Genomic DNA, 25,472 nt, shown 5'->3' with positions numbered 1-25,472 from the left:
GTACGTTGAGGGAAGAAACATCATGAGATTGAAATCCACCCGGCAGGTTCTTTTCGCGAGTGCCGCGCTTCTTACGCTTTCGGCACCGGCTTTTGCGCTGGACGGCGGGGATGTGCTGAAGAAGATCAATGCAGCCTATGCCGCCCAGGGCGGTGAGATCGCCGCCGGCTCGGTTGCCGTAAACGGCTCGACGGTGACGCTGAACAGCGTGACCTTCAACGCAGCCGCCGATCCCGCCAAGAAAATCCCGGTCGGCAACATCACGCTTGAAGGCGTCGAGGAAAACAACGGCGGTTACACGATCAAGAACGCCCGTTTCGACAATATCGACTACAAGCAGGAAAACGTGGAGATCAAGGCAAGCGACATCTACATGTCGGGCCTCGTCATTCCCGCTGATGCGACCACCGGCACCGTCGATGCGCTGATGTTCTATGACGAAGCACATAGCGGCCCGGTTTCGGTTTCCATCGATGGCAAGCCGGCTTTTTCGCTTGAGGAAAGCACCGCGACGATGTCGGTCAGCGATGACAAGGCCTCGATCGGTTTCGAACTTGATGCATCCGGCTTCAAGGCCGATCTCAGCGAAGTCACCGACCCGGCCACGAAGGACGCGATCGAGAAGCTCGAACTCAAGGCCCTTTCCGGCGACATGACCATGAGCGGCAGCTGGGAAGTTGCCTCCGGCACCGTTGATGTCGAGGAATATGCCATCAACCTCGACAATGTCGGCCGCCTCAACATGTCGTTCGGCTTCTCCGGCTACACGCTTGCCTTCATCAAGTCGATGCAGGAGACGGTGAAGGCGCAGGCCGCCAATCCGAACAAGGAACAGGCAGACCAGGCAGCCAGCCTTGCCATGCTTGGCCTGATGCAGCAGCTTTCCTTCGTCAATGCCGAGATCAGCTTCGAAGATGCCAGCATCACCAAGCGCGCCATCGATTACACGGCAAGCCAGCAGGGCATGACGAGCGACCAGCTCGCCCAGACCATCAAGGGCATGGCCCCGATCATGATGGCCTCGCTCAACGTACCGGAGTTGCAGAACATGGTATCGACAGCGATCAACACCTATATCGACAATCCGAAGAACTTCTCGATCACCGCGGAGCCGGAAAAGCCGGTTCCGTTCCCGATGATCATGGGCGCTGCGATGGGCGCGCCAAATACCCTGCCGAAAATGCTCGGCGTGACGGTGACGGCAAACGAATAAACAAAAAAGCCCCGGTTCTGCCGGGGCTTTTTATTTGTACTCAATGCAGCGGGGCTGCCGCCGAACCCTGCTTGTCGTGCAGGGCGAAACGGTCGATCATGTGAGCGCTCGCCTCATTGACGCCGATCACTTCGACCCGCCTGCCGACCTTACGGAATTTCAGGACCACCTTGTCCAGCGCGCCGACTGCGGAGATATCCCACAGATGCGCCTCCGAGACATCAATCGTCACCGCCTCCACCTCTTCGGCAAAATCGAAGGCGGCGATGAAGCTTTCCGTCGAAGCGAAGAAAATCTGGCCGTCGACGCGGTAGATCCGCTCGCGACCATCTGCTGAAAGCTCCGGTCTGACGTGGAAAAGCTTGGAAACCTTGCCCGCGAAAAACACGCCGGAAAGAAGCACGCCCGCCAGCACACCCTTTGCAAGGTCATGGGTGGCGAGCACCGTGCCGACGGTTACCAGCATGACGATGCTTGACGATGGCGGGTTGCGGCGCAGATCAAGGATCGAACGCCACGAGAAGGTGCCGATGGACACCATGATCATGACAGCCACCAGAGCCGCCATGGGAATGATGCGCACGAGATCATCCAGCACCAGAATGAGGAACAACAGGAACGCACCTGCAACGAAAGTGGACAAGCGGCCGCGACCGCCGGAGCTGACATTGATGACGGACTGGCCGATCATGGCACAGCCGCCCATGCCGCCGATAAGGGCAGACGCGATATTGCTCGTCCCCTGCCCGATGCATTCCTGGCTCTTGTTGCTGCCCGTATCCGTCATGTCGTCGACGATCTGGGCCGTCAGCAGCGATTCCAGCAGGCCGACGGCGGCGAGCGCCACGGAGTAGGGAAAGATGATCTGCAACGTTTCGAAGGTCAGCGGCACCTGCGGCAATGCAAAGATCGGCAATGTCGACGGCAACTCACCGAGATCGCCGACCGTGCGGATGTCCATGCCGGAAAACACCGCCACGCAGGTCAGGGCAACGATGGCGACCAGCGGTGATGGAATGATCTTCGTGACCAGCGGAAAGAGATAGATGATCGCAAGACCGGCGGCGATCATGACGTAGGTTTCGACCGGCACGCCGATCAGTTCCGGCAATTGCGCCATGAAGATCAGGATCGCCAGCGCATTGACGAAGCCGGTCATGACCGAACGCGAGACGAAGCGCATCACCCGGCCGAGTTTCACAAGGCCCGCCAGGATTTGCAGCACGCCCATGAGAATGGTGGCGGCGAAGAGATATTGCAGCCCGTGCTCCTTGACGAGCGTAACCATCAGGACGGCGGTGGCAGCGGTTGCCGCCGAGATCATGCCCGGTCTGCCGCCGGTGAAGGCGGAAACGCAGGCAATCGCGAAGGAGGCGAACAGCCCCACTTTGGGATCGACACCGGCAATGACGGAAAAGCCGATGGCTTCCGGAATGAGGGCGAGCGCCACGACGATACCTGAAAGAAGATCGCCGCGAATATTGGAAAACCACTCACGTCTGTAAGTCTGAAATCTGTTCATCTGATTTTTTCGCAAAGAATGACGCACCGGCCGGAGCCATGTCCGGTAGATTGAAAAGGAATGTCGGTGCTTTGCGTTGTCTGGCGGATCGGCGGCCAGAAGAGCCACCCGGGATTTCACCGGGTCCGTGGTGAGTACCCCACCTATAAACAGCAAAAAAGCGGGCGGCAAGTTGCGCGCCCGCTTTTCGATGCAGCGAAATGAGGTATCAGGCCGCTTCGCGCAAGCCTTGCTCCTCGATATCCATATCGCTCAGCCGGAACTGACAGACAAGATCCTTGAGACGGGCCGTCTCGCTCGCCAGCATGGCGCTGGCGGCATTGTTTTCCTCGACCATGGCGGCATTCTGCTGCGTGCCCTGATCCAGATTGTTGACGGCGGTATTGATCTCGGAAAGCCCGAGCGACTGCTCCTTTGTCGCAACGGCGATGGCTTCGATATGGCCGTTGATCGTCTTGACCGAGCCGCCGATGCGCGACAGGGCTGCGCCGGTTTCCCGCACGAAACGCGCACCGTCCTTCACCTCGGTGCTGGAGTTGCGGATCAGCACCTTGATCTCGGCCGCGGCTTTTGCAGAGCGCTGTGCCAGTTCGCGCACCTCCTGGGCGACGACGGCGAAACCGCGTCCCGCCTGGCCCGCACGGGCTGCCTCGACGCCGGCATTCAACGCAAGAAGGTTGGTCTGGAAAGCGATCTCATCGATGACGCTGATAATGCTGCCGATCTTGCCGGATGACTGTTCGATCTTTTCCATGGCCATGATCGTATCGACGACGAGGTCGGCGGTGCGGCTGGCATCCTCATCGGCAGAATGGGCGACCGTGCGGGCTTCCACAGCACGCTCAGCCGAGATGCGGATATTCGCGGTCAGTTCATCGAGAGCGGCGGCAGTTTCTTCCAGCGAGGCGGCCTGCTGCTCGGTGCGGCGGGCAAGATCGGCAGCGCTCTGGCTGATTTCCTGGCTGCCGCCGTCGATTGCCACGCTCGACTGCACGACGCCGGACATGGCGGCATCCAGCTGGCGGATGGTGCGGTTGAGATCGTGGCGCAGCGTCTCGAAATCCGGAGCGAAAGGCTCGTTCAACTCGAAGGAGAGATCACCGGCGGCAAGACGGTGCAGCGCTGCCGCAAGACCGCTCGTCGCCTGCATCAGCCGCGCCTGTGCCTCCGCCTCCGCCTCGCGCTGGAAACGGGCCTTTTGGTCTTCCGCGTGTTGCCGGGCCGCAAAAGTCTGGTTCTCCAGTTCGATCTTGGCGATGGCGGCCTGCCGGAAAATTTCCAACGCCTGCGCCATGGCGCCAAATTCATCCTTACGGCGCAGGCCGGGAACGTCGAATTCGGTTTCACCTTCGGCAAGGCGACGCATCGCACCGGTGATCAAGGTCGCGGGGCGCGTTATCGAACGGCCAATGAGATAGACCCCGGCAAAAAGGATCACGACGGTCAGGGCAATGAGGGCGACGACGATCGAAACCGTGGTTTCCGCCGCATTTTTGTTCTGCAGCGCGCTTGCCTGCCGCTCCTGCCGATAGGCCGAGGAAATATCGGCGACGAGCGGCAGCAATGCGGTATAGGCCGTGGCGACCGTTTCGCGTGCCGCCTGCTCCTCCAACACCGCCTGCGCATAAAAGCGGAAGGAGGCGGTGTAGATTTCCAGCGCATCCATGATGCGCTGGCGCTCGACGCCCGGCCGGTACTCCAGCTTCACCAGCGCCTTGAAGGTTTCCACCTCCGCGGCGTGTTTTGTCGCATAGGTTTCGTCGCGCCGCAGGATGAAATCCTTCTCGTGCCTGCGCATCATCAACATGCTGGCGCGGATTTCGGCATTGGCAACGGTGTCGATGTGTTTTTCAATGGAATGCACACCATTGCGCATCGCGCCTTCAAGGCCTTCCGCGGGGGTGAGACCCAGCTCCTGATTTTTGGAAACCAGCGCTTTCATGCGTTCTCCATAGGCAGCAACACCCTGCGCCAGCGCATCAAGTTTCACGCGGGCCTGCGGCGTGGCGCTGCCTTCGAGAGAATTGACGGACTGCCCAACCTTGCCCATCGTCTGGTCGAACTGCGCAACGGAATTCATGTCCCTGGAAAGCAGGAAGTCCCTCTGGTGAAGACGGCTTTCATGCAGAGCGTCCACAAGCGTCGTCAACACCCCGTCCCTCTGGATCAGCGTGTCTTCAGCGATGCGATAACGCTCCTCCATCTGCCGTTGCCACAACAGCATGCCCGCGATGACGGCGATACCGCACAGCGCAGCCAGCGCCAGCATGGACACGCGATGCGCTATTTTGAACGTCGAGACCAGCGAAAACATTCAACCCTCATTTGTGAAATTTCATGGGGGCGATGAATGATCGACAAGACTTAAGAAGTTCTCTACCGGATTTGTCAGTTTGATTAAGTTTTTATGACAATCCACAGATTAAGCAGAATAGACAGGAGATACCCGCAAGCAAAAGGCTTGCACGATAAAGATACCTTCCGGGAAAACAGAGTAGACAGGAGGCGGAAAGCGCTGCTTTCCCGCTTCAGTATTGCCTCCCTGCTTTTCTCACCTGACGCCAAGCCGGATAAGGAAAAACAGGGAGTTACGTCGATTGAGATCAATCCGGCCGGAGCATGCCAGACTATGCCACCTCGTTTGCGGAGTTGCGCATCTGCGAAGCGCCTGCCCCCGACCAATCGACCCGGCGGGTGGCGTACATGGTTGCGGCTATGGCAATGAAGGAAATCACAGCACCTGCCAGCAACGCATATTCGTCTTCGTTCAAAACCAGATACATGACGCCGTAGGCGACCGCCAATACGGTAAACAACGCCACACCATTCCTGCGACTATTGGTTGCGCTACCGAGATAAGATGCGATCAGCGCCGCCGTCGCTGTTGATGCCGTAATATAGGCCACCGTGAAGCCCGTATGCTCGGAGAGCGCCAGCAGCAACACGTAGAAGATAATCAGCGCCAGCCCCGTCAGCACATATTGTATCCAGTGCACGACAGTACCGCCCTTGAGTTCAACGATGAAGACGGCAAGGAACACCAGTGAGATGAAACCGATCGAATATTTCAGCGTTCGGGCGATGATCTGGTAAAATTTCACGGGTTCGACGAGGTTGATCGTCATCAGGCTGCCCGACAGCGGCAGACGCGTGCCCTCCACCACCCGGTCTATGCCTCTCGCAAGATAAGGAATGGTCCAGTTCGCCTTGAAATCCGTAGCGGTGACGGTCTTCTGCTCGGGCAGGAACAGGCCTTCGAAGCCGGGATGTGGCCAATCGGCGTTTGCCGCAAAGCTCGTCGTCTGGCCGGCCGGCGCCACGGCAAAACTGCCTGAACCATTCAGGGAAAAGGCGATATCGAAGGCGAAGCCGGTTTCGATGAGGTTTCTCTCAATCGGCCTGTGCACACCGGCATCGGACCGGATCGATACCTCTGGACCGGCGCGGTTGGTCATCACCGAAATATCCCGCATGCCGGGATCAAAAGGCAGAACCGGGCCGCCATCGATTTTGACGCCGGCGCTGGAGCGTATGCCGGTCATATCCTGTATGCTGAGGACGAGAATGGCGTTCTCCAGTCGCGGCGTGCCGGAAAAGCGCGCGAGGTCCTGCAGGATGCCGGAACCGAAGCGGCCTTTCAGCGCGATGTTGCCGTTATAGACCGGCAGGCTGTAGATCGACAGCTGCTTTTCCTCGGTCTTCAGATCGGCCGCAACTTCAAGCGTTTCCGGCATGACCAGCACCCATTCCGTCGTGCGGTCGACGATGCTTTGGCCATTCACCTCGCGGCGGCGGTCCACGTCGAAAGGCACGGCAAGATAGGGACCGTTCACCACCTGATCACCGCCCCAGCCATTGGCAATCCGCCCCGACACATCTTCCGCCCGCGAGGCGCGCTCTTCCGTCAACCCCCAGACAAGCAGGAGCGGCACGAGCAGAACCATGGATATGAAGCCGATCATCAGGAACTTGGCGCCCGGCGAGCGCAGGCTGACGGCGAAATTGCCGCGCGGCGGGGCTGGAGGTGCATATCCACCCGCCGGCGCGATATCTTTTTCCGTTTCATGTACCATTCTGAAATCCTTATAAATATGATCGCGCCGAAACCGAAAGCGAAGTTCGGCGGCGCTGTCCCAAGTTTAAAACCCCAAATAGTCTTGCGTCCCCCAGGTGAACGCAGAGCCTATACTGGAAGCGGATTTCGGCTGATTGTGCGCGGAATTCGGTTTAACTCGCGGTAAAATTGTGACTTTGCCGCGTTCGTTGCAAAAACAAAAAGGGCCGGCGTCGCCGCCAGCCCTTTGTTTGAACCTGAATAGACCAGATCAGTCCTTTTTGGACGGAATAACGCGCAGCGCCAGTTCGCGAAGCTGCGTCGGCGTTGCCGGCGACGGGGCGTTCATCAAGAGATCCTGCGCCTGCTGGTTCATCGGGAACAGCGTGATTTCGCGCAGGTTCTTGGCGCCGACCAGCAGCATGACCACACGGTCGATGCCGAATGCGCAACCGCCATGCGGAGGCGCGCCGTACTGGAAGGCGCGGTAGAGACCGCCGAAGCGCTCTTCCACATCGCTCTGCGATAGGCCGACCTTTTCGAAGGCCTTGACCATCAGCTCAGGCGACTGGTTACGGATCGAGCCGGAGGCGATTTCGAAGCCGTTGCAGACCGCGTCATACTGGAACGCCTTGATGGAGAGCGGATCCTGCCCTTCCAGCGCTTCCATGCCGCCCTGCGGCATGGAGAAGGGGTTGTGAGCAAAGTCGATCTTCTTTTCTTCGTCGTTGTATTCGAAGAAGGGGAAATCGACGATCCAGCACATTTCGAAACGGTCGCGGTCAATCAGGTTCAGCTCGTCGGCGGCGCGGGTGCGCGCCTCGCCGGCGAACTTGTAGAACTTGGCGGGATCACCGGCGACGAAGAAGCAGGCATCACCCGCTTCCAGGCCGAGCTGCTGGCGTAGCGCCTCGGTGCGTTCCTCGCCGATGTTCTTGGCAAGCGGACCGGAACCGCCGACCTTGCCGTCCTCTTCCCTCCAGAAGATGTAGCCGAGGCCCGGCTGGCCCTGAGACTGCGCCCATGCGTTCATGCGGTCGCAGAAAGCGCGCGAGCCGCCGGTCTTGGCCGGGATTGCCCAGACCTGAACCTTGGGGTTGGAAGCGATCATGTTGGCGAAGACCTTGAAGCCCGAACCATCGAAATGTTCGGTCACGGCTTCCATGACGATCGGGTTGCGCAGGTCCGGCTTGTCGGAGCCGTATTTGCGGATCGATTCGTCATAGGGAATGCGCGGCCATTGTTTCGTCACCGGCTTGCCGTCGGCAAACTGTTCGAACACGGCCGTCATCATCGGTTCCATCGTGGTCCAGACATCTTCCTGGGTCACGAAGCTCATTTCGACATCGAGCTGGTAGAATTCACCCGGCAGACGGTCGGCACGCGGGTCTTCATCGCGGAAGCACGGAGCGATCTGGAAGTAGCGGTCGAAACCGGCCACCATCAGAAGCTGCTTGTACTGCTGCGGCGCCTGCGGCAACGCGAAGAACTGGCCTTCGTGGATGCGCGAGGGAACGAGGAAGTCGCGCGCACCTTCCGGCGAGGATGCGGTGAGGATCGGCGTCGTGTATTCGGCAAAGCCCAGTTCACCCATGCCCTTGCGCATGGAAGAGATGATCTGCGTGCGCTTGACGATGTTCCTGTGCAGCGTCTCGCGGCGCAGGTCGAGGAAGCGGTACTTGAGGCGAACGTCCTCGGGATATTCCGGCTCACCGAAGACAGGCAGCGGCAATTCCTTGGCAACACCCAGAACCTCGATTTCCTGTGCGTAAAGCTCGATCTCGCCGGTCGCCATGCCCTTGTTGATGGTGTCCTCTGAACGCGCCTTGATCAGACCGTCGATACGGATCACCCATTCGCCGCGCACCGTCTCGGCAACCTTGAAGGCCGGGCTATCGGGATCGGCCACCACCTGGGTGATGCCGTAATGGTCGCGAAGGTCGATGAAGAGAACGCCGCCATGATCTCGCACGCGGTGAACCCAACCGGAAAGGCGAACGGTTTCGCCGACGTCGGACTTGCGGAGAGCGGCACAGGTGTGGCTGCGGTAACGATGCATTTTTATATCCTGGAACGTGTCGTGGGCCAGATCAGCCGCACTGTCGAATTTGGCCGGAAAAACGCATGACCAGCCTGATTTGTCAAGGCAAAGCGCAAGATTGTCGCCTCCTGACTGTCCTTTCCCCCGCCTTGGCTTTAGATAGTGCTTATTCAGCCCGCCAAACCGAGTCGGCCCGCAATGAGCCAGATCAGACCCCTTATCCCGCTTCTCGTCACCGCCGGCATCCTGATCGGCGGCAATGGCCTGCAGGGAACCTATATCGCGCTGCGCGGCCTGTCCGAAGGGTTTTCGGCCAGCACCATCGGCCTCATCAGCGCCGCCTATAGTCTCGGTTTCGCGCTCGGCTGCATTTCGGTGACACGCCTGCTGCGCAAGATCGGCCATATCCGCACTTTTGCCACCATGGCGGCCGTGGCGTCGGCTGCGTCGATTGCCATGCCACTCATTCTGCATCCGCTGTTCTGGCTGGCGATGCGCTTCATCATCGGCATTGCGGTTGCCTGTCTTTTCGCGGCCATCGAAAGCTGGATCAATGCGCAGGTGACGAATTCCAACCGGGCGCGGACACTCTCCATCTATCGTTTCGTCGATCTCGGCTCCGTCACGCTGGCGCAATACATCATACCCGTCGCCGGCATTGATGGCCCGGTGGTGTTTTCGCTGATCGCCATGGCGCTCTCGCTGTCGCTGGTGCCGATCTCGCTTGCCGACAAATCCAACCCCGCCCCGCCGAAACAGATACCTTTCAATCTTTTCGCCGTCTGGCGCATTTCGCCACTTGCCGTCGTCGGCTGCGTCGCCGTCGGTCTCAGCATGGCGGCATTCCGCAATATCGGTCCGATCTACGCCGAGCAGATCGGCCTTTCGGTAACGGCGATCGCCACCTTCATGAGCGCCGGCATCATCGGCGGCGTGGTGCTGCAATATCCGCTCGGCGTTTATTCCGATCGTTATGACCGGCGCATCATCATTCTCGCCACCACCGCGGGTTCGGTGATCGTCGGTCTATTTCTAGCCTTCTTCGCTGGCACCGACGAGTGGAGCAACATTATCGGCGTCTTCGTGTTCGGCGCATTCGCCCTGCCGCTTTATTCGCTCAGTTCCGCCCACGGCAACGACCATGCCAAGGAAGGCGAACATGCGATGGTTTCGGCCGGGCTTTTGTTCTTCTGGTCGGTGGGTGCGACTGTCGGCCCCCTGCTCGCTTCCGTTCTGATCGACCAGTTCGGCCCGAAGGCACTGTTCAGCTACACCGCCGCGATCCAGATCGTTTTCATCGCCTACACCATATATCGGCTGCGGGTGCGCGAGGGTGTTCCCGTGGAAGAGAGGAACTGGCGGTTCCGTTCGCTTTTGCGCACGTCAGCCTATTTTCAGAAGCTCGCGGCCCCCACGCCGCCCAAAAAGGACGGGACGGAGCCCAATCCGCCCGAGAAAAACGATCCTTGAACCTTCAAAGGCGGGCTTTGTATTGACATGCGCCCGGCAAAGGGAAAGTAAGACGGATAATTTTCACGAGTGGCCATTTGCAATGATTGAAACGACTGCCGCCCTCGCCGAAGCCTGCACGGAACTGGCGAAATCGGAATTCATCACCATCGACACCGAGTTCCTGCGGGAAACGACCTTCTGGCCGGAGCTTTGTCTCGTGCAGATGGCAAGCCCGACGCTTGAAGTGCTGGTCGATCCGCTCGCCAAGGGTCTCGATCTCACGCCGCTTTTCGAGCTGATGGCCAATCCTGCTGTCGTGAAGGTTTTCCATGCCGCACGGCAGGATATCGAAATCATCTACCATCTCGGTGGGCTCATTCCGCACCCGATCTTCGACACCCAGGTCGCCGCCATGGTCTGCGGTTTCGGCGATTCGATCTCCTACGACCAGCTGGTGCAGAAGATCAAGAATGTGCAGATCGACAAATCCTCGCGCTTCACCGACTGGAGCCGCCGCCCGCTGACCGAAAAACAGCTGGATTACGCGTTGGCCGACGTGACCCATCTGCGCGACGTCTATCTCTCGCTGAAGTCGCAGCTGGAGCGCGAAGGCCGCTCGCTGTGGCTGACCGAAGAGATGGACATTCTGGAATCGCGTGACACCTATGACATGCATCCCGACGATGCGTGGCTGCGGCTGAAATCGCGCCTGCGCAAGCCGACCGAGCTCGCCATCCTCAAATTCGTCGCCGCCTGGCGCGAGCGTGAGGCGCGCTCGCGCAACGTGCCACGTTCGCGCGTCCTGAAGGATGATGCGATCTTCGAAATCGCCCAGCAGCAGCCAAAGGACGCCGAGGCGCTGTCGCGCCTGCGCACGATCCCCAAAGGCTGGGAACGCTCCACTTCGGGTACCGCCATCATCGAAACCGTAAATGCAGCGCTGGCATTGCCGAAAGAGGAAATGCCCAAGGCGCCGCGCCACAGCCACGCGCCGGAAGGCTCCGGTGCTGCCGTGGAACTCTTGAAGGTTCTGCTGAAGCTGACGGCCGACAAGCACGGCGTTGCCGCCAAGGTCATCGCCAACAGCGACGATCTGGACAAGATCGCCGCTGAAGGTGAAAACGCGACCGTGGGGGCACTGACCGGCTGGCGGCGCGAACTCTTCGGCGATGTGGCGCTGAAACTCATCAACGGCGAAGTGGCGCTGCGTTTTGCCGGCAAGAAGGTCGAGGCGGTTGAGGTTGCTGTGAGCGGCGAATAGCCCCTCGCTTTTAACCCCAATTTTGCCCGTATCGCGGTCCATCCCTGTGCACATCGTTGCGCTTTGAGGGTCTTGTGATGAAACCTGCCTGCATCCTGCTGCTGGCCGCCCTTGTGGCAGCCGCAGGCATTCTCCCCGCGCCTTTTTCCGCGCGCGCCGATGACGGCAAGGTCGATCTTCAGGGCGAATGGACGACCGACTGCCTGAAGATCGGCAAAAACGACCGGCATGGCATCGTCACACGCATCACGATACGCGGTGATCGCATGCACGCCGTCTCGCAAATCTATGCCCGCAATGGCTGCCAGCAACCCACGGTGCAGGTACGTTATGAAGGCACGCTTGATGGTGGCCTGAGAGACCATGACAGCATGCTCTTTGCCCATACCGTCACCGCGATTACCATGACACCGAACGACGCCGACGTCGTTGCGCACTATAATGGCGACCCGAAGGGCACCGGCTGCGGCCTGAACGGCTGGAAGGAGAATGTTCCCTTTGATGTCGATGGCCGGACCTGTGCAGCCATCACCTTTGCCCACAAGGGAGAAACCCTGTTCGACCGGGCATGGATCGACGGCAAGCGGCTGCGTTTTGCCGCCTTTCCGGTCAAATGGTCGAACCGTTCGCCGGATGACCGGCCGCAATCCCCGCTTGAAACTGTCTATTACAGAACATCATATTAGACGTAATGCCACCTGTGCGCCCGTTTTGCGGCAACAGGGCAACAACCTTTCCAATCCTTCATGTGACCTTACCGAAAGGTCACTTTTTGCAGCGCATTTTCCACATTAATGTCGCATATGACCGCAACAGAAGCTTCGCCGACGGGAGCGGCCAGTTCTTCCTTCCCGAGGCCAAGCCTTCCCTGCCCGAGACCCAAGAACCGACATGAGAAAATTGCTGCCCATTCTGGATTACGTGGTGCTCTTCGTTGCCGTGGCCGGCGCCGGGGTGGCCTACGCATTTCTGGAATATGGCGGCGGCGCATTGATCGGCGCGACCTATGCGCTGTTTGCCTGCGCACCCATTCTCGCTTTTGAGCGCGGTTACATCATGCCCGGCCTGTCGCGGCGGGTCAGCGCATTGCCGACACCGGTCTATATCGCCGTCGGTCTGATCATCTATGCCGTTCTCGTTTTCTGCGGCTTCGGGCTTGGCGGCACCATCCTGTGGCTGAGCGGGATATTTCCCGGCACCTGGAAACGGGCAGTGCATGCCGAAGTGCAGACGCTCGTCTTCACCCTCATCGTCTGCGGCATCATCGTTTTCATCATGCGGGTGCGCGAGCTTCTTGGCCGCGACATCTTCATCGATCTCATTCTCGGTCGCTATCGCCGCCCCGTCAGCGAAGACCGCGTCTTCATCTTCATCGATCTTGTCGGCTCCACCTCCTTTGCCGAAACCAATGGCGACCTGAAGGCCCAGGAGTTTCTCGGCGAAATCTTCGCGAGCTATGCCGCACCGGTCCGGAAACATGGCGGCGTCATCGATGACTATATTGGCGACGCCGCCATCATTACCTGGCCCTATCACATGGCGATCAGGCGGGCGGCCTGCGTGCGCTGTGTCTTCGATATTCTGGCGACCATCGAGGAAAAACGCGACATGTGGATTTCCCGATTCGGCGAAGTGCCGCGCCTGCGCTTCGCCATCCATGGCGGGCCGGTCATAACAGCGGAAATCGGCGTCGATCACCACAAGATCACCTATTTCGGCGATACGGTAAACACGACCTCGCGTCTCGAATCACTGAGCAAGATGCTCGGCCACCCGGTGCTGATTTCCGCAGACCTTGCCCATCAGCTGGTGCTTCCAAAGGGTGTGCGCAGCGAATATCTCGGTGAACATGCGGTCAAGGGCCGTGGCCAGACACTGGGTGTATGCACGCTCAGCCAGTATCAGGCCCCTGCCGCATAAGGGCAATTGGCTGGAAGAAGCCGTGCTGTCCCGTTTGGAGACGGCAGCCGTCATCAAAATTCATCAAAGCTTCAAACGACAATCACCTGCCTGTCATGGAGCGCCCCTATCGCCTCAATCCTGTCTTCAACAGGTATCGAGGGGTCTTATCCATGAAGCACATTCTTTTCGCGTCCTGCGCAGTTCTCGCGCTTGCCACCACATCTTATGCGGCCGAGAAGGAGTTTCCGGCAAAGCTGGTCTCCCACGCCATTCTGCCGGCCAACACCATCATCCCAGCACCATCAGATGCGCCGGAGCACCTCAAGACCTCCGCCAAGTTCACGACGGCCGACCGCAAGCGCGCCGAGGGCCTCGGCACCGTGCCCGGCAAGGACGGCGTTCGCCTGACCGGTCTTTCCATGCCGTTCAACGGCCAGCCGATGCAGGGCTTTTCCGGTATCAAGGCCATGGCCGACGGCAGCTTCTGGAGCCTTTCCGACAACGGCTTCGGTTCCAAGCTGAATTCCAGCGACGCCATGCTGATGCTTCACCATCTGAAGTTCGACTGGGACGCCGGCAAGGTCAACGCGCTTGAAACCGTGTTTCTCTCCGACCCTGACATGAAAGCGCCCTTCCCGATCGTTCTCGAAGGATCGAGCAAGCGTTACCTGACGGGCGCCGATTTCGACGTCGAATCCATTCAGCCTGTCGCCGATGGTTTCTGGGTGGGCGAAGAGTTCGGTCCTTACATCCTGAAATTCACCCGTGACGGCAAGCTGACCGACGTCATTGCCACCAAGGCTGGTGACATCGACGTGAAGTCGCCGGATCATCCGACTCTGGCCCTGCCCGGCAACCCGACGCAGAAAATGCCTGCCTTCAACCTGAAACGTTCCGGCGGTTATGAAGGCATGGCGCTCTCCAAGGACGGTTCGAAGCTCTACGGTCTGCTGGAAGGCCCGCTCTACACCGCCGATGGCCAGGTGGAGAAAACCGAAGACGGTTCGACCGGCCTTCGGATCATCGAACTCGACACCGCCAAGAAGGAATGGACCGGCCGCACCTGGCTCTATCCGCTGGCAGAGGGCGGCGAAGCCATCGGCGACTTCAACATGCTTGACGACAGCACGGCGCTGGTCATCGAACGTGACAATGGCGCCGGCACCGCCGACAAGGCGTGCGCCGATCCGAAGAAGCCGGAAGCAAACTGCTTTGCCGTGCCTTCCAAGGTCAAGCGCATCTACAAGATCGAGTTCAATGACGCCAATGTCGGCAAGGCCGCCCGCAAGATCGGCTATATCGATCTTCTGAAGATCTCCGATCCTGACAACAAGAAACGTCAGGGCGGCGGCAACGGCTATTACGACATGCCTTTTGTCACCATCGAGAATGTCGACCGCGTCGACGCCACGCATATCATCGTCGGCAACGACAACAACCTGCCCTTCTCGGCAGGTCGTGCGCTGGACAAGGCTGACGATAACGAATTCGTCCTCTTGGAAGTCAAGGACCTGCTCGACGCCAAGTAAGTAAAACGGTGCCGGAACTGGTTCCGGCACCACCCGCGCGACCGCGCATATTCAACAGGGCGGAGCGTCCTTGCAGCCTCCAGAGGAGGCGCGGCGCTCCGCTTTTTTTCCAGCCAAGCCTGACCCGGAGCCCGGCTCCGAAACGGGAAAGACCCCTTCATGCAGGATCATGCCGAACGACTTTATTATGCGCTGAGGAAAAGCTGGTCGGGCGAGACCAGCAGCCTGTGGTCGCGGGAAAACCCCGCCCGTGGACAGGGCAGCGTCACCGCTCTGGTGGTTCAGGATATTTTCGGCGGTGATATCGCCAAAACCGCCGTCAGCGGCGCCGACCATTTCTACAATATCGTCGATGACATTCGCTGGGATTTCACCTTCGCCCAGTTTGATATTCCCGTCGGTTATCAGGACAGGCCCGCCACCCGCACCGAAGCGATGGCAAAGATTACGCCGCTGCAATATGCCTATCTCAGCGCCTGCATCAGGAAGGCGCTGGGGCACGGTTGATCTAATCTAAAACGAAGGCCAGCCAGTTTGCCCAGCCCCGAAACAGGTCCGGAGCCGCGCGCGCACAACGATGAAATCAAGCGATGTGCAAAACCAGCGTCGTCTCTGATTTGCCTGGAATAAGGTACTATTTCAGGCAGTCATCCAGACGTTGCTGGCCGCCCCAATCGGCGAATGCCTTCTTTGAGGCGACAATCAGGGCGTTTTCGTTGTTCGCATCGTATTTGACCGCCGGTATTTTCTTTCCGAAAAACACCCACAGGACATCTGCGGTCTCCACCTGACCGGCGAATCTGTTGTTACGCGTGACATTGTCGGTGATTGGCAGACCGGCAAGTGATCGCGCAAGGGCGGGTGTTCCCTCTCCAACTCTCGGGCCGGCATCCCCAACCACGAAAGGCACCGCAATTTTTTTATCCTTGCGGATGGCAACTCCGAAGGAGCCCATGACAATGCCATTGGAAGCAAGAATGGTGCTTTCTGGAATGACGCCGGCGGGAATTCTCAGAGGATTGACGTAACGGCGCTGAACAGCTTCATCCCTGATGCTTTGATCGGCAAATTTTGTTGGCGAGACAAAGAAACCGCTACCGTCCGATTGCTCCACAGGAACGACTCCACGCACAAGCTCGCCCTTCATGGAAACCTCGTCTTTGCCGAGTATGCCATACCAGCGTACAACGCCCACGGATTTATCTTTCCAGCCTGCCTTACCAATCCGCGCGACGTCGCTCATAAACGTCTCGGTGCAGGTCGCATTGTCGGTCGAACCATGGTATTTTTTGCCACCAGGCAGATATACTTGGCCTGCATTGCACAGATGAATAAGAGCACCTGCCGTTGCATTTTTGGGATGATACGCTTTTCCGTATCCATCAATATTGATGTTTACCTTCGAATAACCGACAACTCCATTATCATTGAGTATCTTTGCGGAACTCAGTCCCTTTATGTCGCGCGTAGTTTTCCCTTCACATTTCGATTGGGCGACAGCGTAACTCGATGCAAAAACAGCGGCAGTAAACACTACCATAGCAGACAATATTTTCATGAAAGACTTCCCCCGAAGAAACGATCAAATAAATTTTCGTGGCTTATCTTAATCCTTCCTCCATGGGTTGCAATAAAAAAATCAACCACTGGTTATGTGATCTGCGATCCAGGTGCAGCAATGCAAAAAGCCGCCGATCTTATTGATCGACGGCAGTCATTCAGAAAAATCGTTGTTATGAAATTATGCCGGCCGATGTCGCAAGCCGGCGACTTTAGACGGCTTATTCGAACACAAACGCCAGCCGCTTGCCCGTCAGCTTCGCCAGCTGCTGCAAACGCCCGTCCAAACGCTCGCCGGCAAAATCGCAATAATCGTGCGGCACCACGAATTCCAGATCGAGATCGGGATTGGTGGATTTGCGGAATTTCAGATGGTCGACAACGCCCGGCATCGAGGCCGAGAACAGGTAAACGACGCGCAGCAGGCCGCCGAGCAACTTGCCGAGTTCCAGCAGCCGGTCACCTGCCATGGCCGCCAGCGGCTCGGTGGTGCCGTTGTCGTTCAGTCCCTCGAAGCGATAATAATTGGCGAGCGCTATATAGGCTCGGCCCGGATGGGTAATTGCGACGAAAGAGGAGTGGGCGATGATATTGAGCGCCTGCAGGCCGCGATAGTCCGGATGCGCACGCCAGCTGATATCGGCGAGAAGGCAGGCCGCCTGGCGGTAACGGCTTTCTTCTTCCGTCTCGTCGATGCCGAAGACAGGAAAGGTGCGACCGCTCCAATCCGCCAGTTCACGCGCATGTTCGGGCGAACGGGCGCGCAGGATGGCAAGTTCATCGGCCGTTACCAGCAGCGGGTCCAGATCCCGCTCCGTTTCCGTCAGCAGCGAATAGAGATAACCTTCGCGCACGCCCTGCGCGGAAAAGGCGATCTTTGCCGGCTTCATCACCTTCAGAACCTCGCGCATGGCGATGGCGCCGAAGGGCAGAAGCGAACGGCGGTTCTTGGAAACCGCCTGCCAAGCCGGATCCTTGCTGTCCCTGGAGAGAATGACCTCCTCCAGAAAATTCAGCATTTCCTCCAGCGGCAATTCATATCCCTGCATCATATGCAGCGGGTAACCGGTGATTTCCATGTGCAGCTTGGCGATGTTTCGCCATGTGCCGCCCACGGCATAAAAGGTGCGTCCCTCACCCGCCGTCAGCAGCTTTGCAAAGGATTTGACGTGTTTTCTGGCAATGGTCGCTGCTTTTTCGAGCGAACCATCCGATTGCTCGGAAAGCCTCAGGCCACCGAGCGGCAGGGTAATGCCCTCGCCGCAGCTTTTGCCCTTGATGTCGATGAGTTCGAGCGAACCACCGCCCAGGTCGCCGGCAATGCCATCCGGATCATGGAAACCGCTGATCACTCCATAAGCGGAATAAAGCGCTTCCTTTTCGCCTGACAGCACCTCGACCTCGCAACCGAGAATGGCTTCTGCCTCGCGGATGAAATCCGGACCGTTTTCCGCTTCACGCGCCGCCGCCGTCGCCAGCACGTAAAGTTCCTGTGCCTGCGCCTGTTCGGAAAGCGCATGGAAACGCCTGAGCGCCATCAACGCCCGGCTGACACCTTCCTCATGCATGCGGCCCGTCAGCGCCAGTCCTTTGCCGAGACCGCAAAGGACCTTTTCGTTGAACAGCACCGCGGGCGCGCGGGAGAGACCTTCATATACGACAAGACGAACGGAGTTCGAACCAATATCTATGACGGAAACGGGGGCAAGGCCGGTCAGCCGCCCCTGTGCTTCTGATCGAGTCATTCAGCCTGTTTCTTGCGGGAAGAAATCAACCCGGCAATCAATTTGGGCGCACTGGATTTCAAGGCTTCACCACGTCCGGAAAGGCTGGGATTGGTCATGAAATAGTGCTGCGCGTTGAACGGTTCTTCGCCTTTACGCACCTCGATGCGCCTCGACGTTCCGTCCGCAAGTATCTCGTAGCTCTGCTGGTTGTCAATGAGATTGCCCAGCATAATCTGTGAAAGAACCTGCTCGTGCACGGTGGGATTGGTGAGCGGCACCAGCGTTTCCACACGGCGATCAAGGTTGCGCGGCATCATGTCGGCCGAGCCGATATAGACCAGCGCCTTGTCGGACGGCAGCCCGAAACCGTTGCCGAAGCAGAAAATCCGGCTGTGTTCGAGGAAGCGGCCGACGATGGATTTGACGCGGATATTGTCGGAAAGACCGGCCACCTGCGGGCGCAGGCAGCAGATGCCGCGGATCACCAGATCAATCTCCACACCCGCCGCACTGGCGCGGTAAAGCGAATCGATGATTTCAGGATCGACCAGCGAATTCATCTTCATCCAGATCGCCGCCGGCGCACCACGCTTGGCGTGCTCGATCTCTTCATTGATGTGCTTCACGATGCGCGAACGCAGCGTATAGGGCGAAATCGCCAGCTTCATGCCCTCTTCCGGCTCACCATAACCGGTGATGAAGTTGAAGATATTCGCCATGTCGTGGGCGATCTTCGGGTTGCAGGTGAAGAAGGACAGGTCGGTGTAAATCTTGGCCGTGATCGGGTGATAGTTGCCCGTGCCGAGATGGCAATAGGTTCTGAGCTTGCCGTCCTCGCGGCGCACCACCATCGACATCTTGGCGTGGGTTTTCAGTTCGATGAAGCCGAACACCACCTGCACGCCGGCACGCTCCAGATCGCGCGCCCAGCGGATGTTGGCTTCTTCGTCAAAGCGGGCCTTCAATTCCACCAGAGCGGTGACGGATTTGCCGGCTTCGGCCGCGTCAATCAGCGCACGGACAATCGGGCTGTCATTGGAGGTACGGTAAAGCGTCTGCTTGATGGCGAGAACTTCGGGATCGCGCGCTGCCTGCAGCAGGAACTGCACGACCACGTCGAAGCTTTCATAGGGGTGGTGAACCACCATGTCCTTTTCGCGGATGGCGGCGAGGCAATCGCCGGCATGTTCGCGCACGCGCTCCGGGAAACGGGCGTTGTAAGGCTCGAACTTCAGGTCGTCGCGCGGCGCGCGCACGATTTCCGAAATGGTGTTGAGCGCCAGAAGACCCGGCAGAACCGCGACGCGATTGTCCGGCACGCCAAGTTCATGCACCACGAACTGGCGCAGCGACTGCGGCATTTCGCTGTCGGTCTCGATGCGGATAACGGAGCCGCGGCGGCGGCGCTTCAGCGCGCTTTCGAAGAAACGGACCAGATCTTCCGCCTCTTCCTCCACCTCGATATCGCTGTCGCGAATGATACGGAAGGTGCCGAAGCCGCGGACCGTATAACCGGGATAAAGCCGGTGGATGAACAGGCCGACCACATCTTCAAGCGTGATGTAACGAATGGCGTTCTTGTCATCCGGCAGGCGCACGAAGCGGTCGAGTGCGGGTGGCAGGCGCAGGAGCGCGGTCATCGGCTCGCGGCCGTTGACGCTGTCGAGCTGCAGGCCCATCGAGAAGCCAAGGTTGGGAATGAAGGGGAACGGGTGCGCGGGGTCGATGGACAGCGGCGTCAGCACCGGGAAGATACGCTCTTCGAATTCGGTGCCAAGCCAGGTGCGGTCGGCATCGGACAGTGCGGCAGGCCGCACGACGAAGATTTCTTCCTTGGCGAGATATTGCTGCAGCACGGCGAGCGAGGCCTGCTGCTCCATCTGCAGATTGTCGATTTCCTTCAGAATGTCTTCCAGCTGCTCGGCCGGCGTCTTGCCATCCGGCGTCCGCACGGTGATCTTCTGGCGAACCTGGCCTTCGAGGCCGGCGACGCGGACCATGAAGAATTCATCGAGGTTGGCGGCAGAGATGGAGAGGAAACGCAGCCGCTCCAGAAGCGGATGATCCGTATTCAGCGTTTCTTCAAGAACGCGACGGTTGAACTGGAGCCAGGAAAATTCGCGGTTGACGAAACGAGCGGGGCTATCCCAGAGGCTCTCGCCCTCGGTCACCGGCTGAACCTTGTCGAAGTTGTCCTGCGCTACTGCGTCCATGCCCTGTTCCATCCCCTGACCAATTTCCGTCCCGTGATCCTGTTGCATCGCGTGATCGTCCTTCTTGCCCGTATAACAGTTTGACGACGGAACTGTGACAGTCGTCAATCGATGTCCAGCTCGCTGCCCGCCGCGGTGCTGTCCATCGCATTGAGGACTTCCGCTGCCAGCGGGCGGGTTATTCTCGTTCCGCGCGCAAGCGCCAGCCTGTCGATGCGGTCCACAATCGTCTGGGCCGTATCGAGCGAGCGCTCCATTCTATTGACGATGTAACCTATGAGTTTGTCATCCATGTAAAGCTGCCGGTCGGCGAAGAGTTTTACCAGCACCTGCGCCAGCAGCCCCTCATCCGGCTCACCCGTCTCCACCACCGTCACGGCCTTCAGGCGCGAGCGCAGGTCCGGCAGCGTTACCGGCCATGCGGCCGGCCATTGCCGGCTTGTCATCAAAAGCGTCGTGCCGTGCTGGCGCACGCTGTTGATGACATGGAAGAGTTCGGTGTCGTCAAAACCGCGGCGGTCGGCATCCTCGAAGAGAACGGGTCCGTTCTCGGCCGCACGCGCGGCATCACCGCCGGCCTGCGGGTGGATATCCCGGGCGCCGGCAATGTTTTTCCAGATATTGGCGAGATGCGATTTTCCCGAGCCGGGTGGCCCGGCCAGCACGACGACCGGCGCGCGCCAGTTCGGCCATTCATCGACAAGGCTGACGGCGGCCGCAAGTGACGCGGACACGAGGAGATCGTCCCGGCCGGAGGCGGCCTGGTGTGAGAATGCGAGCGGCAGCTGCTCGGCCTTCGACCGGGCGTTATCGGTTTTGATTGGGTCAGTCATCGTCAGCCCTGACCATCCACCTTGGCGGAGGACGTTTCCTTTTCTTCCAGGCCAGGATTGGCGTCCCAGGGAAGGTTGGCAGCGTGTCCGTGATAGAGATCGCTTTCAAGATACCGCGACAATGCGAAGCGGACAAGCACGCCGACGGCGGCAGCCGCCGGAACCGCGACCAGAAGACCGACGAAACCGAACAATGCGCCGAAGGCGAACAAAGCGAACATCAGCCATACCGGATGCAGACCGACGCTTTTGCCCACGAGCTTCGGCTGCAGGATATTGCCTTCGATGAACTGGCCGGAAAAGAACACGGCAAGTGTGAGAAACACATAGATGTAATCCGGCCAGAACTGCACGATGGCGACACCGACGGCAAGGATGAGGCCGACCATGGAGCCGATATAGGGAATGAAGCTGATGAGGCCGGAGAAAAGACCGATCAGCAGGCCGAAATTCAAGCCCACCAGCGACAGGCCAACGGCATAATAAACACCGAGAATGATGCAGAGCGACCCCTGCCCGCGCACGAAACCGGCAATCGTCTTGTCCATGTCGCGGGCGATCTGGCGGACGGTATGCACGTAGTCGCGCGGTATCCAGCTGTCGACCTTGTCGATCATCCGGTCCCAGTCGAGCAGCAGGTAAAAGGCGACAACGGGGGTGACGACCAGCAGCGACACCACATCGACCAGCGATTTGCCGGAGTTCCAGATCTGCGTCAGCAGCGTGCCGATGAAACCGGCGCCTTCGGTGAGGAGCTTGGAGAAATTCTCCTTCACGGCGTCGATCTGGTTGCTCACCCAGTCCGGCAGCAGGTTGGTATCGGCACCGGCAATCAACTGCTGCAGGGACGAGATATATTGCGGGATACGGGTGATGAATTCCGAGGCCTGGGCGGCGATGAGCGGAATGATGATGATGAGCGACAGCGCAAAGATCAGCACGAAGGAGACGAGAATGACGACCGTCGCCATCAGCCGGTTGAGACCGCGACGCTCCAGCCAGTCGGCAACCGGGTCAAGAAAATAGGCAAGCGCCATGCCGGCCACGAAGGGCAGCAGAATGGAGCTGAAGACCATCAGGAAAAGGACAAAGACGGCAAGCACGCCGATCCAGAAAAATACCTGCCGGCGCAGGCTCATGCCGCTTACATGGGGTTGCATTCACTCATCCTCTTGTCGCCGTGCCGTCACCGCCCAAGATGGAGATAGGATGCCCATATGCTTATGGTCAAGACCGCTGCGGCTGCGCACGGGCCGCCGGAGCACCCAGGCCTGGTTATCTTTTTCCCATGCAAGCTCGTCCAGTTGGCAAAATCCCGCCTTTCCGGGGCTTTGGGCCGCAACGGCAGGTTGACCGACCGCCAATATTAGACAAATATCAAATAATAGTCGGGCGAGCCCGCAGCGCTCTGTGATGTCCGGCAACCGGAGGCACGATGCAAGGCACCAGTGAAAATGGCATCGCGGAACACAATGCCGGTCTTTTCGATCACCCCGACATTGCCGAGTGGTACGACAACCAGCAGCTTTATCCGGCCGAACGCATTATTCTAGACCAGTTCCGCCATGCCTATGCCGGCAAACGGCTACTTGATCTCGGGGTCGGCACCGGCCGGACGACGAAGCCGCTTCTGCCGCTGGTGGGTGACTATATCGGCATCGATCGTTCGCAACCCATGCTGGCGCTGGCGCGGCGCAATTTTCCGGCAGCCACCTTTCTCGACATGGATGTGCGGGCGATCGGGCAATTCGGTGCGGAGCGGTTCGACTGCGTGCTTGGTGCGCTCGCGATTTTAAGTGCCTTCGGCCATGAGGATCGGCTCGCCATCATCCATGCCATCAGCAACATTCTGGCGCCCGGCGGTTATTTCATCTTCTCATTTCATAACCGGCAATGGAAACGGGCCGGCGGCATGCCGTTGCACCGGCGATCCTGGCACCCGCGGGAAGTGGTGAATTCGCTGCATCCGCAAAGCTGGATCAACTATCTGCGCCTGCAGGCCGCCACCCGGCAGACACCTGAATACGCCATTCTGGTGGATCAGGCGCATCGCTGGAGCGGCCTGTTTTATTTCATCGACCTTGCCGCCCAGAGCCGCCAGCTGGAAGCGGCGGGTTTCGAAATCGTCGCCCGTTTCGGCGAGAACGGCCGGCTGATCGAGGAAAACTCCGATACGTCCAATGACGGGTTGCTTAATCTCGTCTGTCGCGTCGCTTCGCCGGCATCATGAGTGTCTCACACCGCAAGCCCTGCCAAAGCCGTTAAAAACCGGAGCTTTTGCCACTCAAACCCTTGCATCAGGCCCCGTCCCGTGCGAATGGCGACGCCAAAGGAACCAGCGGAGACGAGAGCCATGAGCCAGTCGGGCAAGAACGGTCTTACCTATAGTGACGCAGGTGTGGATATCGACGCCGGCAATCTGATGGTCGAAAAGATCAAACCGGCGGTGCGCTCGACACGGCGTCCCGGCGCTGATGGCGAAATTGGCGGCTTCGGCGGCCTGTTCGATCTGAAGGCGGCTGGTTTTACCGATCCGGTTCTGGTGGCCGCCAATGACGGCGTCGGCACCAAGCTGAAGATCGCCATCGACGCGGATTATCACGATACGGTTGGCATTGACCTCGTTGCCATGTGCGTCAACGATCTCGTCGTTCAGGGCGCCGAGCCGCTGTTCTTTCTCGATTATTTCGCCACTGGCAAGCTCGACCCGGATCAAGGTGCGGCCATCGTTTCCGGCATCGCTGCCGGTTGCCGCGAATCCGGCTGTGCGCTGATCGGCGGCGAAACCGCCGAGATGCCCGGCATGTATTCCAACGGTGACTATGATCTCGCAGGCTTTGCCGTGGGTGCGGCCGAACGCGGCCAGCTTCTGCCGGCCGGCGACATTGCCGAAGGTGATGTCATTCTCGGCCTGTCTTCCTCCGGCGTTCACTCCAACGGCTTTTCGCTGGTGCGCAAGATCGTTTCGGTTTCCGGTCTTGGCTGGGACGCCCCTGCCCCCTTTGCCGAAGGCAAGAAGCTTGGTGAAGCACTGCTGACACCGACACGCATTTATGTGAAGCCGCTCCTGAAGGCGATCCGCGAGACCGGCGCGCTGAAGGCGCTGGCGCACATTACCGGCGGTGGTTTCCCCGAGAATATTCCGCGCGTTCTGCCCAAACATCTCGCCGCCGAGATCGATCTCGATGCGATCAAGGTTCCGGCGGTCTTCTCGTGGCTGGCAAAGACCGGCGGCGTCGAGGCCAAGGAAATGCTGCGCACCTTCAATTGCGGCGTCGGCATGATCGTGGTGGTTTCGGCTGAAAACGCTGCCAAGGTTACCGATGCGCTGACGGCGGAAGGCGAAACCGTGTTCCCGCTCGGCCGCATGGTCGCCCGGCAAGAGGGCGCGCATGGCACGATCTACAAGGGTACTCTCGGCCTATGATGCGCGCCGCCCTGTCGTCCGGTCGCACACGTGTCGTCGTTTTCATCTCCGGCAGCGGCTCCAACATGGTGTCGCTGGCGAAAGCCTGCCAGGCGGCGGATTTTCCGGCTGAAATCGTTTGCGTCATCTCCGACAAGGCTTCTGCGGGCGGTTTGGAAAAGGCCCGGGATCTTGGCATTCCAACGCTCGTCTTCGAGCGGAAGACCTATGCCAGCAAGGCCGAGCATGAGGGCGCCATTCTTGCCGCACTTGGCGAAATCGCGCCCGACATCATCTGCCTTGCCGGTTACATGCGGCTGATATCAGGGGATTTCATCGCTCCCTATGAAGGCCGCATCATCAATATCCACCCGTCGCTGCTGCCGCTTTTCCCGGGTCTCAACACCCATCAGCGCGCCATCGACAGCGGCATGAAGATTTCCGGCTGCACCGTGCATTTCGTGACCGAAGGCATGGATGAAGGTCCGACCATTGCTCAGGGCGCTGTTCCGGTGCTTTCCAACGATACGGCCGAGACACTCGCGGCGCGGCTTCTGAGCGTCGAGCACCAGCTTTACCCACTCGCCCTGAAGCGACTTGCAGAAGGCAAAGTGCGGATGGAAGGCGGCAAGGCCGTCTTCACGGATAACGAAAGTAAATCCGAGTATTCCAGTCTGATTTCCACTTTCTGATAAAGAAATCACTAAAGTACAACAATACTTAAAGTGGTATTTCCGGAAAAATAAACCGATCATTTAC

At 59.1% G+C, this 25,472-nt stretch carries 19 protein-coding genes and 1 other annotated feature; of the genes, 10 read left to right on the top strand and 9 right to left on the bottom strand.

The features are described 5' to 3' along the window. Positions 1-22 precede the first annotated feature (22 nt). Entirely contained in the window at positions 23-1,213 is a 1,191-nt protein-coding gene (locus QSV77_RS04035) for a hypothetical protein (RefSeq protein WP_142839541.1), read from the top strand. Positions 1,214-1,253: 40 nt separating this feature from the next. Here QSV77_RS04035 and QSV77_RS04030 read toward each other — a convergent pair whose 3' ends face one another. The 4 genes from QSV77_RS04030 to aspS all read right to left on the bottom strand — a co-directional run bounded on the left by QSV77_RS04030 (position 1,254) and on the right by aspS (position 8,848). Next, positions 1,254-2,735 carry a SulP family inorganic anion transporter gene (locus QSV77_RS04030; protein ID WP_302732600.1) on the bottom strand — a complete coding sequence of 494 codons (1,482 nt, stop codon included), beginning with the start codon at positions 2,733-2,735 and terminating at the stop codon, positions 1,254-1,256. A gap of 74 nt (positions 2,736-2,809) precedes the next feature. Further along, positions 2,810-2,865 (bottom strand) — a sequence feature (sul1 is cis-regulatory element that is thought to sense ions involved in sulfur or methionine metabolism; They are found in Alphaproteobacteria). 78 nt (positions 2,866-2,943) lie between these two features. Further along, complete coding sequence (locus QSV77_RS04025) at positions 2,944-5,049, bottom strand: HAMP domain-containing methyl-accepting chemotaxis protein (protein WP_302732599.1); 2,106 nt, start codon at positions 5,047-5,049, stop codon at positions 2,944-2,946. A 313-nt stretch (positions 5,050-5,362) separates the two neighbouring features. Beyond that, entirely contained in the window at positions 5,363-6,808 is a 1,446-nt protein-coding gene (gene creD, locus QSV77_RS04020; RefSeq protein ID WP_302732598.1) for a cell envelope integrity protein CreD, read from the bottom strand. A 252-nt stretch (positions 6,809-7,060) separates the two neighbouring features. Next, positions 7,061-8,848 (bottom strand): aspartate--tRNA ligase, encoded by a 1,788-nt coding sequence (aspS, locus tag QSV77_RS04015; RefSeq protein WP_302732597.1) that lies wholly within the window; start codon positions 8,846-8,848, stop codon positions 7,061-7,063. Positions 8,849-9,028: 180 nt separating this feature from the next. Between aspS and QSV77_RS04010 the strand changes: the two genes are divergently transcribed. From QSV77_RS04010 to QSV77_RS03985, 6 genes are all read left to right on the top strand, one after another. Next, positions 9,029-10,300 carry an MFS transporter gene (locus QSV77_RS04010; RefSeq protein ID WP_302732596.1) on the top strand — a complete coding sequence of 424 codons (1,272 nt, stop codon included), beginning with the start codon at positions 9,029-9,031 and terminating at the stop codon, positions 10,298-10,300. A gap of 82 nt (positions 10,301-10,382) precedes the next feature. Next, the gene (gene rnd, locus QSV77_RS04005; RefSeq protein ID WP_142839535.1) at positions 10,383-11,543 is read left to right on the top strand and encodes a ribonuclease D; all 1,161 of its coding nucleotides are present in this window, start codon (positions 10,383-10,385) and stop codon (positions 11,541-11,543) included. Positions 11,544-11,620: 77 nt separating this feature from the next. Further along, positions 11,621-12,229, top strand: coding sequence for a hypothetical protein (locus QSV77_RS04000; RefSeq protein ID WP_302732595.1), 609 nt, complete (start codon positions 11,621-11,623; stop codon positions 12,227-12,229). 205 nt (positions 12,230-12,434) lie between these two features. Then, positions 12,435-13,463 (top strand): adenylate/guanylate cyclase domain-containing protein, encoded by a 1,029-nt coding sequence (locus tag QSV77_RS03995; RefSeq protein ID WP_052820378.1) that lies wholly within the window; start codon positions 12,435-12,437, stop codon positions 13,461-13,463. A gap of 152 nt (positions 13,464-13,615) precedes the next feature. Next, on the top strand, positions 13,616-14,974 hold the full coding sequence (locus tag QSV77_RS03990; RefSeq protein ID WP_142839534.1) for an esterase-like activity of phytase family protein: 1,359 nt from the start codon (positions 13,616-13,618) through the stop codon (positions 14,972-14,974). Positions 14,975-15,133: 159 nt separating this feature from the next. After that, a complete protein-coding gene (locus QSV77_RS03985) occupies positions 15,134-15,481 on the top strand; it encodes a hypothetical protein (RefSeq protein WP_302732594.1) in 348 nt (115 codons plus the stop codon). A 127-nt stretch (positions 15,482-15,608) separates the two neighbouring features. Here the strand turns inward: QSV77_RS03985 and QSV77_RS03980 are convergent, their stop codons facing one another. The 5 genes from QSV77_RS03980 to QSV77_RS03960 all read right to left on the bottom strand — a co-directional run bounded on the left by QSV77_RS03980 (position 15,609) and on the right by QSV77_RS03960 (position 22,467). After that, on the bottom strand, positions 15,609-16,532 hold the full coding sequence (locus QSV77_RS03980; RefSeq protein WP_302732593.1) for a hypothetical protein: 924 nt from the start codon (positions 16,530-16,532) through the stop codon (positions 15,609-15,611). Positions 16,533-16,755: 223 nt separating this feature from the next. Beyond that, positions 16,756-18,279: an exopolyphosphatase gene (gene ppx, locus QSV77_RS03975; protein ID WP_046798850.1), complete on the bottom strand. Its 1,524-nt coding sequence runs from the start codon at positions 18,277-18,279 to the stop codon at positions 16,756-16,758. Continuing rightward, complete coding sequence (locus QSV77_RS03970; RefSeq protein ID WP_142839947.1) at positions 18,276-20,474, bottom strand: RNA degradosome polyphosphate kinase; 2,199 nt, start codon at positions 20,472-20,474, stop codon at positions 18,276-18,278. Before QSV77_RS03970 ends, ppx begins: the two co-directional genes overlap by 4 nt. Positions 20,475-20,578: 104 nt before the next feature. Continuing rightward, positions 20,579-21,307 carry a DnaA regulatory inactivator HdaA gene (hdaA, locus tag QSV77_RS03965; protein WP_302732592.1) on the bottom strand — a complete coding sequence of 243 codons (729 nt, stop codon included), beginning with the start codon at positions 21,305-21,307 and terminating at the stop codon, positions 20,579-20,581. Positions 21,308-21,309: 2 nt separating this feature from the next. Then, the gene (locus tag QSV77_RS03960; protein WP_269698193.1) at positions 21,310-22,467 is read right to left on the bottom strand and encodes an AI-2E family transporter; all 1,158 of its coding nucleotides are present in this window, start codon (positions 22,465-22,467) and stop codon (positions 21,310-21,312) included. A gap of 275 nt (positions 22,468-22,742) precedes the next feature. On the opposite strand from QSV77_RS03960, the gene QSV77_RS03955 reads away from it, so the two are divergent. From QSV77_RS03955 to purN, 3 genes are all read left to right on the top strand, one after another. Further along, entirely contained in the window at positions 22,743-23,537 is a 795-nt protein-coding gene (locus tag QSV77_RS03955; protein WP_302732591.1) for a class I SAM-dependent methyltransferase, read from the top strand. Between the two features lie 123 nt (positions 23,538-23,660). Beyond that, entirely contained in the window at positions 23,661-24,734 is a 1,074-nt protein-coding gene (gene purM / locus QSV77_RS03950; protein WP_302732590.1) for a phosphoribosylformylglycinamidine cyclo-ligase, read from the top strand. Then, complete coding sequence (purN, locus tag QSV77_RS03945; RefSeq protein ID WP_302732589.1) at positions 24,731-25,405, top strand: phosphoribosylglycinamide formyltransferase; 675 nt, start codon at positions 24,731-24,733, stop codon at positions 25,403-25,405. The genes purM and purN overlap by 4 nt, the downstream gene beginning before the upstream one ends. Positions 25,406-25,472 lie beyond the last annotated feature (67 nt).

This window comes from Agrobacterium sp. V1 (assembly GCF_030518355.1).
GTDB lineage: Bacteria > Pseudomonadota > Alphaproteobacteria > Rhizobiales > Rhizobiaceae > Agrobacterium > Agrobacterium cucumeris.
Note: the sequence above shows the minus strand (reverse complement) of the source record. Positions and strands in the feature narration are given on the sequence as shown.